10 protein-coding genes are annotated in these 14,635 nt (G+C 45.5%); 1 reads left to right on the top strand and 9 read right to left on the bottom strand.

The window, feature by feature from the left end; genetic code table 11:
- Nucleotides 1–128 precede the first annotated feature (128 nt).
- The 6 genes from parC to nudF form a co-directional block, all read right to left on the bottom strand.
- The gene (gene parC / locus OCU50_RS02055; protein WP_060467151.1) at nt 129–2,387 is read right to left on the bottom strand and encodes a DNA topoisomerase IV subunit A; all 2,259 of its coding nucleotides are present in this window, start codon (nt 2,385–2,387) and stop codon (nt 129–131) included.
- Between the two features lie 3 nt (nt 2,388–2,390).
- On the bottom strand, nt 2,391–4,271 hold the full coding sequence (gene parE, locus OCU50_RS02050; protein ID WP_060467150.1) for a DNA topoisomerase IV subunit B: 1,881 nt from the start codon (nt 4,269–4,271) through the stop codon (nt 2,391–2,393).
- A gap of 239 nt (nt 4,272–4,510) precedes the next feature.
- Nucleotides 4,511–5,116: an esterase YqiA gene (gene yqiA / locus OCU50_RS02045; protein ID WP_060467149.1), complete on the bottom strand. Its 606-nt coding sequence runs from the start codon at nt 5,114–5,116 to the stop codon at nt 4,511–4,513.
- A gap of 31 nt (nt 5,117–5,147) precedes the next feature.
- Complete coding sequence (cpdA, locus tag OCU50_RS02040; RefSeq protein ID WP_060467148.1) at nt 5,148–5,972, bottom strand: 3',5'-cyclic-AMP phosphodiesterase; 825 nt, start codon at nt 5,970–5,972, stop codon at nt 5,148–5,150.
- Between the two features lie 59 nt (nt 5,973–6,031).
- The gene (locus OCU50_RS02035; RefSeq protein ID WP_060467147.1) at nt 6,032–6,472 is read right to left on the bottom strand and encodes a DUF1249 family protein; all 441 of its coding nucleotides are present in this window, start codon (nt 6,470–6,472) and stop codon (nt 6,032–6,034) included.
- Between the two features lie 4 nt (nt 6,473–6,476).
- Nucleotides 6,477–7,106 carry an ADP-ribose diphosphatase gene (gene nudF, locus OCU50_RS02030; protein WP_060467146.1) on the bottom strand — a complete coding sequence of 210 codons (630 nt, stop codon included), beginning with the start codon at nt 7,104–7,106 and terminating at the stop codon, nt 6,477–6,479.
- Between the two features lie 227 nt (nt 7,107–7,333).
- Between nudF and tolC the strand changes: the two genes are divergently transcribed.
- Nucleotides 7,334–8,659, top strand: coding sequence for an outer membrane channel protein TolC (gene tolC, locus OCU50_RS02025; protein ID WP_060467145.1), 1,326 nt, complete (start codon nt 7,334–7,336; stop codon nt 8,657–8,659).
- 94 nt (nt 8,660–8,753) lie between these two features.
- Here tolC and hldE read toward each other — a convergent pair whose 3' ends face one another.
- From hldE to OCU50_RS02010, 3 genes are all read right to left on the bottom strand, one after another.
- Nucleotides 8,754–10,184 carry a bifunctional D-glycero-beta-D-manno-heptose-7-phosphate kinase/D-glycero-beta-D-manno-heptose 1-phosphate adenylyltransferase HldE gene (gene hldE / locus OCU50_RS02020; protein WP_060467144.1) on the bottom strand — a complete coding sequence of 477 codons (1,431 nt, stop codon included), beginning with the start codon at nt 10,182–10,184 and terminating at the stop codon, nt 8,754–8,756.
- Nucleotides 10,185–10,304: 120 nt separating this feature from the next.
- Entirely contained in the window at nt 10,305–13,154 is a 2,850-nt protein-coding gene (gene glnE / locus OCU50_RS02015) for a bifunctional [glutamate--ammonia ligase]-adenylyl-L-tyrosine phosphorylase/[glutamate--ammonia-ligase] adenylyltransferase (protein WP_060467143.1), read from the bottom strand.
- A gap of 203 nt (nt 13,155–13,357) precedes the next feature.
- The gene (locus OCU50_RS02010) at nt 13,358–14,614 is read right to left on the bottom strand and encodes a methyl-accepting chemotaxis protein (RefSeq protein ID WP_060467142.1); all 1,257 of its coding nucleotides are present in this window, start codon (nt 14,612–14,614) and stop codon (nt 13,358–13,360) included.
- Nucleotides 14,615–14,635 lie beyond the last annotated feature (21 nt).

Here is a 14,635-nt window from a genome sequence, read left to right as displayed (position 1 = left end):
CACGGTTTGTCTTATCTATACAATTTGTTTTATCTACACAGCTTAATGAGCTAGAACACATAAACAAAAAACCCAGCTTTCAAGCTGGGTTTTCTTTTATCAATCATGACATCACGCGACTCTTTTTTCTATGACTCGCTTGGGTCATCGATATCGACGCGAGTCACTCGCTGTAATCCTCTCGGCAATAAGCCACCACGACGACCACGCTCACCTCGGAAGTTTTCAAGATCCGCTGGTTTTAAGCCAAGCTTACGTTTACCCGCGTAGATTGTCAGCGTTGCATTCTCTGGGATAGCCATCAAATGCGACACAAACTCTTCACGCTCTTTTGCTTTCGCAGAAGGAATGTTGATGATCTTGTTACCCTTACCTTTAGTCAGTTGAGGTAGGTCTTTAATCGGGAACAGCAACATACGCCCTTGGTTCGTAATCGCTAAGATCTGGTTACTGTCCAAGTCAGCAATCGGACTTGGCATCATCACTTCAGAAGCTTGTGGCAAGTTCACCAACGCTTTACCGCTCTTGTTCTTAGACAGCAAATCGCCCCCCTTACAAACAAAGCCGTATCCGGCATCTGAACCGACTAACCAAAGCTGATCATCCTCACCCATCACTACTTGACGGATAGAGGTACCAGGGCTAACGTTCAAGCGACCGGTAATAGGCTCACCTTGGCTCCGCGCCGACGGTAGTGAGTGTGATTCAAGGGAGTAACTTCGACCGTCACTACCCAAGAACACCGCTTGTTGGTTACTCTTACCCTTAGCACTTGCTAAGAATTTGTCACCAGACTTATAGTTTAAGCCTTCAGCATCAACCTCATGCCCTTTAGCATGACGAATCCAGCCTTTCTCAGAAAGCACAACCGTGATCGGTTCACTCGGAACTAAATCACGTTCTGTGAGTGCTTTGGCTTCAGCACGCTCAATCAATGGTGAGCGACGGTCATCGCCATACTTTTCAGCATCCGCTTGAATTTCTTTCTTGATCAGCGTGTTTAAACGACGCTCAGAGCCCAATAGCTTTTCAAGCTTATCACGCTCTGCTTCTAACTCTTCTTGCTCAGCACGAATCTTAAACTCTTCTAACTTGGCTAAGTTACGAAGTTTTATATCTAAGATAGCATTCGCTTGTGTTTCTGTAATATTGAAGCGGCTCATCAATACAGGACATGGTTCGTCTTCTGTACGGATGATCTCAATCACTTCATCAATATTCAGGTAAGCCACCAGCAAGCCTTCTAAGATGTGCAGGCGAGCGAGTACCTTATCGAGTCTGTATTGCAAACGACGACGAACCGTTGTACGACGGAATTCAATCCACTCTTTTAGAATTTGAACCAGACCTTTAACTTGAGGGCGACTGTCCAAGCCAATCATGTTCAAGTTAACGCGGAAGTTTTTCTCTAGGTCCGTCGAAGCAAACAGGTGACTCATCAACTGATCACAATCGATACGATTCGAGCGTGGAACCACAACGATACGCGTTGGGTTCTCGTGATCTGACTCATCACGCAGATCGTCAACCATTGGTAGCTTTTTAGCGCGCATCTGGTTAGCGATTTGCTCAAGTAGCTTAGCGCCTGACACTTGATGAGGCAGAGCGGTGATAACAATATCAGAGCCTTCTTTGTGCCAAACAGCGCGCATCTTGATGCTGCCACGGCCAGTACGGTAGATCTTTTCAATATCCGATTTCGGCGAGATGATCTCTGCTTCCGTTGGATAGTCAGGACCTTGCACGCTTTCCATAATGTCCGATAGCTCAGATTTAGGGCTATCGATCAACTTAATGGTTGCCTCGGCAATTTCACGCACGTTATGCGGTGGAATATCCGTCGCCATACCAACCGCAATACCAGTGATACCGTTCAGTAGAATATGGGGCAGACGAGCTGGCAGCATTTGTGGCTCTTTCATCGTGCCATCAAAGTTTGGTTGCCATTCAACCGTACCTTGACCTAGTTCACTCAGCAAAACTTCAGCAAACTTAGACAGTTTCGCTTCGGTATAACGCATTGCGGCAAATGATTTCGGATCATCCGGAGCACCCCAGTTACCTTGACCGTCTACCAATGGGTAGCGGTAAGAGAACGGCTGTGCCATCAATACCATCGCTTCGTAACAAGCAGAGTCACCGTGTGGGTGATACTTACCTAGTACATCACCAACGGTACGTGCCGATTTCTTATATTTCGATGCGGCCGATAGACCAAGCTCAGACATCGCGTAGATAATACGGCGCTGAACGGGCTTCAAGCCATCGCCGATATAAGGCAATGCACGATCCATGATCACGTACATTGAGTAGTTTAAGTAAGCGTCTTCGGTGAACTTGCGCATAGGCAATTGTTCAACGCCATCAAATGTAATTTCGTTAGACATCCATTATACCTCGGCCATATCACCGTTAGTCTGTAGCCATGTACGGCGATCATCTGCACGTTTCTTACCAAGCAGCATGTCCATCATCTCATTGGTCGCTTCGCTGTCATCAATCGTTAATTGAACAAGGCGACGAGTATTTGGATCCATGGTGGTTTCGCGCAACTGAAGTGGATTCATTTCACCCAGACCTTTGAATCGTTGCACGTTAATTTTGGCTTTCTTCTGCGATAGTCGCTCAAGCACACCATCTTTCTCTGCATCATCGAGTGCGTAGAACACTTCTTTACCGCAATCGATACGATACAGAGGAGGCATTGCCACATAGATGTGCCCTTCTTCAACCAAAGCAGGGAAATGGCGAGTAAACAGTGCACAGAGTAGTGTCGCGATATGAAGACCATCCGAGTCTGCATCGGCAAGGATACAGATTTTACCGTAACGCAGGCCTGACAAATCATCGTTATCAGGGTCGATCCCCAAAGCAACCGAGATGTCGTGTACTTCTTGTGAAGCCAATACTTGGTCAGCAGATACTTCCCATGTATTTAAGATCTTACCGCGAAGTGGCATCACTGCTTGGAACTCACGGTCACGCGCTTGTTTCGCAGAACCACCCGCCGAGTCCCCTTCCACGAAGAAGATCTCAGTGCGGCTTAAATCCTGAACCGAACAGTCGGTAAGCTTACCCGGCAGTGCTGGGCCTGACGCGATCTTCTTACGCACAACCTTTTTGCTCGCACGCATACGGCGATGAGCATTAGCAATACAAGCTTCAGCCAGTTGCTCTGCCAATTGCGGTTTTTCATTCAACCATAGACTGAAGGCATCTTTTACGACACCAGAAACAAACGCAGCGGTTTGACGAGAAGACAAACGCTCTTTTGTTTGACCAGCAAACTGCGGATCTTGCATCTTCACCGACAGTACGTATGAACAACGGTCGAAGATATCGTCACCGGTTAGCTTCACGCCACGAGGCAGAAGATTACGGAATTCACAGAACTCACGCATTGCATCAAGCAGACCTTGGCGAAGACCGTTTACGTGTGTACCCCCTTGCTTGGTCGGTACTAAGTTCACGTAACTCTCGGTGATCATTTCACCGCCTTCTGGCTGCCAGATGATCGCCCAATTCGCCATTTCCGTTTCAGCAACAAACTCACCGACATACGGATCTTCAGGCAGTAAGGTGTAACCTTTCACGCCCTCGGCAAGGTAGTCTTTTAAACCATCTTCATAGAACCATTTGTGTTCTTCACCACCCACTTTGTCGACAAAGGTGATTTCTAAACCAGGGCAAAGTACTGCTTTCGCTCGTAGGTTGTTGATAAGGCGAAGTGTCGAAAACTTATGGCTATCGAAGTATTTAGGATCGGGCCAGAAATGTACGGATGTACCACTGTTACGATTGCCGCAAGTACCTGTTACGGTCAGTTCTGTTACGGCATGACCCCCTTCAAGTGCGATCTCGTGAACCTGGCCTTCTCGGCGCACTGTCACTTCAACGCGTTTTGAAAGTGCGTTTACAACCGAGATACCGACACCGTGTAAACCACCAGAAAACTTGTAGTTATTGTTTGAGAATTTACCGCCGGAGTGGAGCTTAGTTAGGATCAACTCAACACCAGAAATCCCTTTTTCAGGGTGAATATCAACGGGCATACCACGGCCGTCATCAGTAACTTCTAGCGATTGGTCTGCATGAAGCACAACTTTAATTTTCTTAGCGTGTCCCGCTAGTGCTTCATCGACCGAGTTATCAATGACTTCTTGGGCAAGGTGGTTCGGTCTTTCTGTCTCGGTATACATTCCCGGGCGGTGTCGCACAGGATCGAGACCTTCAAGTACCTCGAGGTCTTTTGCATTATATTGTTCAGTCATAATACGGAGTTTACTCAAAAAGTTTGCGTCAGTTCACTGGCTCTAGTTTCACTAAAGCAGAATCATTACTATGAACCGTCATAGTAGAGCGAACGAGCGAAGTATTGGGGAATATAGTCTGGAAGCTGAGTAATGATGTCAAGCTAGTTCAAAAACTAAGACATCAAACTATGATATTTCACCATTGATAGATGAAATAACAGGCAAACAAGAGAGAATCGATCAACCAGTAAAGCAGATTATAGCTTTAGAAAGGTGATAATTTGTTGTGGGTAGCGCTCAAAGTCAACAAAGCTATGATCCCCACCCTCTTCTACTGTTTGTGTTGCACCTTGGTACTTCTCTACCGCTTGTCGGTAATCCAGAACTTCGTCTTCCGTTTGTTGAAGTAACCAGAAGTCACTCGGTTTTTCGAGAGCCGGAACCTCTAACGCCTTCAATTCCTCGATATGTTTTGCTTCCAGTACATATCGTTCATTTGTGTAAGGATTTACTTGCTCACCCAAATAATCAGCAAGAAGCTCATAAGGTCTCACCGCAGGGTTAACAACCACCGCTTTAAAACCATAGTGACTATTAAGCCATGTTGAAAGGTAGCCCCCCAACGAACTGCCGACTAATGCTATCTGGTATTGATCTTTATACTGTTCCACCAACTGCTGCAAATGAAGTGCTGCTTGCTGAGGGAAACTCGGCAGCTGAGGCGTAATCACCTTAATATCAGCACGATACTCTGCACAGTAGTCAGCCATCACTGTCGCCTTGTGAGAACGTGATGAGCTGTTGAAACCGTGAATATAGAGAAGCAGCGGTGGCTTAGCAGTTTGCTGATTAGAATCAGACATTAATAGCCTCCTACATCGTTCTTCACTGGCATCAATAACCAGCCGCATCAAAATCAGGTAAGAATTGTCCATGAGGTAAACGGCGAACTTGCGTGCTTACCGTGCCATCTTGATGTAATTCAATCTCTCTCCAGCCTGGAGACAAGGTATCCACCGCAAAGTCATTCGAGTTGGGTTTAAATTGCACACAAGTCGACGGGGTTGCCATGACTTGTACACCATGATGATCTCGATTCATGTCCTGATGAACGTGTCCACAAAGTACGGCTTTTACATTGGTATGCTGTTGGACCACACCCCAAAATTGCTCTGCATCTTTCAGGTTATGTTGATCCAGCCATGCACTGCCAACCAAGAGCGGGTGGTGGTGTAAAAGAACCAAAGTATTACGCTCAGGGAATTCCGACAATTTTTGCTCTAGCAGATCAAGTTGCTGATCGCTGAGGCGGCCGTGCGGCACACCAACCACTTGTGAGTCCAGCATAACCATCTGCCAGTTATCGCCTAGCAAGACATGCTCAACACACTGTATTTGTGGTGATGGTAAAACACTGCCCATATTAGGCTTGAAGTCATGGTTTCCGGGCAGCCAGTAACATGGCTTTTCCAAAGGCTGAATTCCTGACTCGAATTTCTGGTACGATTCAGCGCTGTGATCTTGAGAGATATCACCAGTTGCCAGAACCGCTTGATAGTCAAAGCCTTGACTAACAATGCCATCGACTACAGCACGAAAGCTATCTTGAGTGTTGATGCTTAATAAGCTGCCATTGCTCGGCGCAAACAAATGCGTGTCCGTTAGCTGAACAAGCTTAATACTGCTCTCATCAAATTTTGAAGTGTGTAATAATTCCAAAATAACAAATCCAGATACGTTACTGTTTAGACTTTAAAGTGTTCTTTAAATAGGCTCAATTAAAAAGCAATTGGGGCTCGGCTGATACCGGTTTTTAAACAAAACGTTAACCATTCCCCAAGAAATTTATTCAATTGAAACTTCTCATCCTTTTGCAGAAGCTTAGCGTTGGGGTAGTCATACTTCGCTTTGACTCGTGAAAAGTCCCCACTAGCGCACACTTCTGCAACTCGAGCGTCGTGATATAGCCTGACAGACATTTTTGGCAAAGGAAACACTGGCATCGCGTCACTCTGACATATGTCTATTAATGTGGTGTATTTTGTGACCTCATTCACTGTCAACTGATAAACCATATTAACGGCTTGATAGCAGCGAACGTCGCCAACCTCATGCCCAACCGGTAACAGAGCGTTGAGTTTGGCGTAGTTCGTCTCATAAACTCGCATCAACTCAGCAAGATCAACATGATACGGTTTTTTGACCGCTATATTTGGCATGACGTTAATCTACCCACTCTGATTGTAATTCTTGGTAGTTCAATTGCAGCCACTGTAACGCAATGATCGTGGCTCCATTTTCAAACACACCATCTTTTACTAACTGATAAGCGGCTTTGCGACTCATCACTTGTACACGAATGTCTTCACCTTCGTAATCCAACCCGTGTACCCCTTTTGCTGTGGTTGCATCAACACAGCCAACAAAAACATCGAGCTTTTCTGAGCAGCCACCAGATGAAGGGTAATACGAAGTAATAGGTAGTACAGATCCGACTTCAACTCCCGCCTCTTCCATCGCTTCTCGACGAGCAACGTCTTGCGGAGGCTCATCCGTATCAATAATTCCAGCAACAATTTCGTATTGCCATGGGTTCTCATGCTCTAAAGCGCCAACGCGAATCTGCTCAACGATCACGACTTCATCGCGCACAGGATCATAAGGTAACAAAGCGGCAGCATGACCACGCTCAAACATCTCACGTTCTATTGGTTGGCTCCAGCCCCCCTCAAACAGTCTATGTTTAAATGTATATTTAACCATTTTGAAAAAACCACGAAACAGCGTCTCTTTTGAGACTATTTCCACATCTTGCGGAGTAAACTCATGTCGTTGCTTGTCATACTGTTGCATTTGGTACCTCGCTAAGTGATCTTTACAGTTTACTCATTGTCCGAGTTAACTACCAAGGATAAGGTTCAACTTTTTGTATAAAATTTATAATTAAAGTTAAGTTTTAAAAAATAAATATTGCACAAGTGGACAGTTAACTGTAAAAAAGTGCAAAGTTTCGAGTAAATCACCACCAAACTGGGTTAAACTCTTTTAAAGAAAATTCTATGAAAGGCAGGAATGGGAAAATGAAAAAACTGCTTCCACTATTTATCAGTGCAGCAATTGGCAGCCTGAGTTCGTCAGCTTTCGCTGATACGCTAGCTGAAGTTTACGACCAAGCAAAACAGAACGATCCACAACTTCTTCGTTCAGCAGCGCAGCGCGATGCCGCTTTTGAAGCAGTAACGTCAAGCCGTAGTGATTTGTTACCACAAATTAATCTAACAGCGAACTACGACATTAACCGTGGTGATAGAGATATCTCTGGTACAGGTAGCTCAAGTATTGATAACAACACTTGGGGAGCAGCGATCGGCTTCACTCAAGAGCTTTACCAACGCTCTTCATGGATCACGCTAGATACAGCAGAAAAAACGGCTCGTCAATTTGATTCAGCTTACGCGGCCGAACAACAAGCTTTGATTCTTCGTGTTTCGACAGCATACTTCGAAGTACTTCGAGCTCAAGATAACCTAGAGTTTGTTCGTGCAGAAAAAGCAGCGGTTGCTCGTCAACTAGAACAAACTAAGCAGCGTTTTGAAGTGGGGCTTTCAGCAATTACCGATGTACATGATGCGCAAGCTCAATACGATGGTGTTTTAGCTGATGAAGTGCTTGCAGAAAACGACTTAACGAATAGTTACGAAGGTCTACGTGAGATTACAGGTCAAGAACACGCTAACCTAAGCATCCTAGATACGGATCGCTTCTCAGCAAGCAAATCTTCTGAGTCTGCAGTGGCACTTGTAGAACAAGCGGAACAAAAGAACCTTAGCCTACTCGCTGCACGTATCTCTCAAGACGTAGCAAAAGATAACATTTCTCTAGCAAGCTCAGGTCACTTACCAAGCTTAACGTTAGATGGTAGCTACTCCCTGTCAGATCAATCAAACAGCTCTCAAAATTATGATCAAGACAACCTAAACCTAGGCTTAAACTTAGTTGTGCCTCTATACACGGGTGGTAACACAACTTCTTTGACTAAACAGGCTGAATACAACTACGTTGCAGCAAGTGAAGATCTAGAAGCAACTTACCGTAGCGTTGTAAAAGACGTACGTGCATTCAACAACAACATCAGTGCTTCAATTGGTGCTCTACGCGCTTACGAACAATCTGTGGTTTCTGCTCAGTCTGCTCTAGAAGCAACAGAAGCCGGTTTTGACGTTGGTACTCGTACTATCGTTGACGTACTGGATTCGACTCGTCGTCTATACGATGCGAACAAAAACCTTTCAGATGCTCGTTACAATTACATCCTAAGTGTACTTCAGCTTCGCCAAGCAGTTGGTACGCTAAGCGAACAAGACATTGTTGATGTAAATGCCGGTCTAAAAGTAGCAAGTAAGTAATTCTTAATAAGTTACCGTTACAAAAATGCCGCTCATTGAGCGGCATTTTTATTATCTATTAAAAGCTATAGCTTAGAAGCGAAAAGACAGAACGTTAGCCTCGACCACCTTTGATCGCTTTGATGATTTCAGTCGTAGAGCAACCATCTTCAAAGTTAAGCACTTTCACTTCACCACCAGCCGCAATCACTTCAGCACCACCCGCGATCTCTTCAGGTTTGTAATCGCCACCTTTCACTAAAATGCTTGGCAATACCTCAGAAATCAAACGTTGCGGTGTATCTTCAGAAAACGGAACCACCCAATCAACAGCGCCTAAGCCAGCCAATACCGCCATACGACGATCGGTTGGATTAACAGGGCGACCTGGCCCTTTTAAGCGTTTCACTGACTCATCAGTATTCACTGCAACGATCAAACGATCACCCAATTCAGCAGCATGGTTCATGTAAGAAACATGGCCAGCATGCAGAATATCAAAGCAACCATTGGTCATTACCACTTTCTCGCCTTTCGCACGAGCACGTTTCACCGCTTCAACCAATGCAGCTTCAGAAATCACGCCGTAGTCTGTATCTTGGCTACCGTGAATCGCTTCCGCTAACTCAATCGTAGACAGCGTCGATGTACCTAGCTTACCAACAACCACTCCAGCTGCCGCATTTGCTAACGCACACGCTTCATCCAGTGGTTTGCCCGCCGCAACGGAAGCCGCCAGTACCGAGATAACCGTATCGCCAGCACCCGTCACGTCATACACTTCTTTCGCTTGAGTCGGCAAGTGGAATGGTGCCTGACCTTTACGCAGCAGTGTCATACCGTGCTCACTACGAGTCACCAACAAGGCTTCAAAGTCATACTTCTCAATCAAGGCTATACCCTTCTCGATGAGATCTTCTTCTGACTTAACCTTTCCTGCCACCAGCTCGAATTCTGCCATATTTGGCGTAAGCAGAGTCGCACCACGGTAGCGTTCTAAATCGGCACCTTTGGGATCGATAAAAACCGGAACGTTCGCAGCACGTGCTTTTTGAATAAAGCTCTGCACATGCTCCAAAGCGCCTTTGGCGTAGTCAGATAGGATTACCGAACGTACATTAGGAAGTGCTTGTTCCATGCGAGACAAAATAAGTTCAGGATCCGTGTTCTCAAATTTCTCTTCAAAATCAAGACGAATCAACTGCTGACCACGGCTCATCACGCGCAGTTTGGTAATCGTTGGGTAATCTTTCAACTCAACAAAATCACACTTAACCTTTAAAGCCGCCAAGGTATCTTTTAACACCTCGGCTGGTTCATCTTTACCCGTTAAGCCAACAACATGAGCATGGCCACCAAGAGAAGCAATATTCATTGCAACGTTGGCAGCACCACCTGGACGCTCTTCGTTATTTTCTACTTTTACAACAGGGACAGGTGCTTCTGGTGAAATACGGCCAGTTGGGCCATACCAGTAACGATCAAGCATGACGTCACCGACAATAAGAACACCTGATTGGCTGTAGTCAGGTAGAATTGGTTTCATTGTTGAACTCCAAAAATCGAATCTGGCTAGAGTCTAGCACACCGATTACAGTGGCTAAAACATATAAAAATCAGTAAAGCCTATCTCGATAGGCACTGCGAAAGATAAGCAAAAGACAACTTATACTTCCATCCATTGCTTCCAAGCTTGAACCACATGTTCTCTTTCCATTTCGAACTTATCAATCGCTACGTCGGCATCCAGATTAAGTAAGTTTCTATGATGAATTTCATCACGCAACGTCGTATAGGCATTGGTCAATGCCATACCTTGTTGCTCGTCCATAATCCCTTGCGACAGCAAACTTTCAAAGATTCTCACATTGTCGCACCAGCGAGTAAGTTTCGGCTTTTCATTACTGTATCGCAGCACTAAGTATTGCGCTAAAAACTCAACATCAGTAATCCCACCCGCATCTTGCTTAAGCATGAAACGACCGGCTTTTTTTCCACCTAGATGACCACGCATTTTTTCACGCATATCAACAACCGACTTTTTTAAAGTGGCTTCGTCACGTGGAAGACACAACACCTCATGACGCGTTTTATTGAACGCTGTAGCCAACCGTTCATCTCCGAAAATCATACGGGCGCGAGTCAAAGCTTGATGCTCCCAGGTCCAAGCGTCTTTGTGTTGGTACTCATCAAAGGCATCGGTTGGGCTAACCATTAGACCAGAGGCACCCGAAGGACGCAGACGAGTATCCACTTCGTATAAAATCCCAGAAGCGGTTCTGGTTGAGAAAATATGAATAATACGCTGTGCCAACCTGAGGTAAAACTGACGTCCATCGATCTCTTTCTTACCATCAGTATAGATATCGACAGGGCAGTCGTGCATGAATACGATATCGAGATCGGAATTATAGCCAAGTTCCCAGCCTCCCACCTTGCCATAGCCAATAACCGCAAACCCACGACCTTCGCGGTCTTTCAGATGAGTAGGTTCACCAAACTTCGCTGACACCTGTAACCAAGCTTGATTGACACCCGCCTCAACAATCGCTTCAGCTAAATACGTCAAGTGATCACTCACTTTCATCACCGGAAGTACGCCCGCAATATCAGCGGCGGCGATTCGGAGAATACAAGTCTGTTTAAATTGACGCAGACCTTCCATCTGCTGCTCCATATCATCTTCAGGAATACGAGCAAGATAATCACGCAACTCTGTTTTGTAGGACTCTAATGGCACAGGATGATAGAGCTGTTGAGGGTCGATAAGTTCATCTAAAAGAATAGGGTAACGACCAAGTTGTTCCGAGATCATCGGGCTGGCAGTACACAATCGAACTAACTGAGTCAATGCAGCAGGGTGTTCATCTAATAGCTCGAGATAAGTGGTACGCGTGACTATTTTGTGCAATAGATGCAATACCCGAGACAAACCAAACTCTGCATACTTATTGGTATACAGAGCTTGAAAGACTTTAGGCATTAAACGATTTAAGACCTCCCTCCCACGTGGACCAAGGGTTTTCTTAGCAAGGTCAGCTTTAAACTGAATGATCGTTTTCGCCGCTTCTGGCGGACTAACTACCGCGATGTCGTGTTCTAATACATGCTCAATCACATCGGGTTTATGAGCCATATCCCACAACTCGTTGAAGTAACTCGCGACGGGGTTCGCATCCTCTTCTTCCATCCCAATAAGATCTTCAAATACGGTATGTACATTCGCCATATGTGCACGAGTTGCAGTAATCAAGCTATCCCAATCAGAAAATTGCATCGCAACAGCAAGCTGCAGTTGTTCGTGCTCACTATCTGGTAAGGTTTGAGTTTGCTTGTCAGCCATGGCTTGTAATAGGTTTTCAAGTCGACGCAAGAACATATAAGCATTGCGTAAATGGTCAACTTCTTCGGCCTCTAATAACTGGAGAGATTCAATAGCACTTAACGTTTTCAACAAGCCTCGACTACGAAGACTCGGTTCGCGCCCACCACGAATTAACTGAAAGACCTGAGCAATGAACTCAACTTCACGAATACCACCAGAACCAAGTTTAATATTGTTTGATAAACCACGACGGCGTACTTCACTGCTGATCATCGACTTCATGCGGCGAAGCGACTGAATCGCACTAAAGTCAATATAGCGACGGAACACAAATGGCCGCAACATCTGGCGTAATTCTTGGTATTCGGGGTACATTTCACTCCCCATCACTCGCGACTTAACCATCGCATAACGTTCCCAATCACGGCCTTGTTCCTGATAATAATCCTCAAGTGCGGCATAGCTCATCACCAATGGGCCACTCTCACCAAACGGGCGCAAACGCATGTCAACTCGATAACAGAATCCATCAAAGGTTTGCTGATCAAGCGCCTTGATAATACGCTGGCCTAAACGAGTAAAAAACTGCGCATTGGCGATACTACGTCTTGCGCCTTGCGTTTCACCATTTTCAGGATAAGTAAAAATCAGGTCGATATCAGAAGAGAAGTTGAGCTCACCGCCACCTAGCTTGCCCATACCAATGATCAGCATCGGCTGTGCTTCACCTTGTTCGTTGCAAGGCGTGCCCCATTCCTTACAGCAAATATCGTACTGCCATTGATAGGTTTCGAAGATCATCGCCTCAGCCAACATCGATAAATGATTTAAGCTCCTCTCTAGCTCCCAAGAGCCCATGAAGTCACGCCAGGCGATATAAGTCATTTCTCGATTACGGAATTGACGCAACACATGCTGACCACTCATTTCATCAGCACAACCAGACAGCAATTCGGCCAATCGCTCACGATAACCTTCAGCTCGCTCTTCACATGCCAACATGGTCGGAAAGGTGTTAGATAAAACCGCATCACGTTGTAAGCTATCACCAATAAAACAGCTCAAACCTAATACATACTTAAGGTCGTCAATCAATGGCTCGGGCCAATGACTAATGGCTTCACTTTGATGTTCTAACAATTGCTCAAAAGCAGACTGCGAATGAGTGACGAGTTGAGAAGGCAATAGCATGTTTCTTCCTTGTGTTAGCTGCGCGCTGAACAGTCAGTTCTGCTCTTAAGTAAATAGTATTAATAACTAAAGATAAGTTATACCAAAGTTACGCCAATAAAAAACGCCCACATGAGTAATGTGGGCGTTTTATCGGTGAACTTATCGAGTTAGGCCTTTGTCTCTAAGCCTAATTCTTAGAGACAAAGATTAGGCTTTAAAGGTTAAACCTTAAACAGTTTGATCTTACCGTCGAGCTCTTGCGCGTTGCTTTCCATAAGCTGGGAAGTCTCAAGAAGCTCGCCAACCACCACTACAGATGCTTCAACAAGTTCACGAACATTGGTCAGGTTAACGCTCATCTCTTCAGCAACACTGCTTTGTTGGCCCGCAGCGGTTGCGATCTGGAAGTTCATATCATTGATTTGGTTGACTTGGCTGACGATACCATCAAGCTCAGAGCCTGCATTCGTCACCAGATCAACGCCTTCGGCCGCCTCCACAACACTTTTCTCCATGAGCTCAACCGCTGAGTTAGCACTGCTTTGTAGGTGGCTGATCATGTCTTGGATTTCTACTGTCGCTTGCTGAGTTCGCTGTGCAAGATTACGAACCTCATCGGCAACGACTGCAAAACCACGACCCGCTTCACCAGCACGCGCCGCTTCAATCGCTGCGTTTAACGCCAGTAAGTTGGTTTGTTCTGAAATACCTTGGATAGTACCAACCACGCTGCCGATTGAATCAACGCGCTCTTCAACTTGGTTTACCGCCGCTGCTGATGCTGCGATGTCGGAAGACAGTTCACTCATCTTAGAAACCGATCCCTGAACGAACTTCTGACCAGTAAGAGCTTGACCTGATGCCTGCTCTGTTAGAGAAGAGGCACTTTGTGCATGTTCGGCTACGGTTTGTACCGTTGACGTCATCTCACTCATTGCTGTCGCAAGCTGATCGATCTCATTGAACTCTTCTTGAGCCGAATCTTTGGTTTCCGACATACTGATGGTCATCACTTCTGTCAAAGCAAATAACTCATTAGAAGAGGCTACCTGAGTTTTGATCATGTCGTTCAATTGAACTCGCGTTTTTTCGAGTTCGCGTGCCACATCGCCGTATTCATCCTTACAATCCATATGAATTGGCACTGACAAATTCTTGTCTGCCATCGTTTTGATTGCATCATTCAGGTATTGTGTTTGACGGAGCATAACGCGAGCCGCTGCTAATAGAAGAACCACAAATACGATGATCATCAAGGCGGTTTGCCAAGCGACTTGAACGAGGTAAGTTTCATAATGCTGCTGGGCAACTTGGGTATTGTTTGTTGCGGCAAGCAATGAATCGTAAAACGTACTGGCGTCCCATAACTGCTTTGAAATGATCAAAATCGTGCTGAATACCATCAGCATGATCATTTTCGGAACGAGACGAACGTCAGAGATTACCCTTTCCCACGGCTTGAATGACACTTTAGTCATTGTCAGTTCTCCATTAACTCT

It is taken from the genome of Vibrio toranzoniae, from assembly GCF_024347655.1.
Lineage (GTDB): Bacteria > Pseudomonadota > Gammaproteobacteria > Enterobacterales > Vibrionaceae > Vibrio > Vibrio toranzoniae.
The sequence above is the reverse complement of the archived record's forward strand: the minus strand, read 5'-3'. Positions and strand labels throughout refer to the sequence as shown.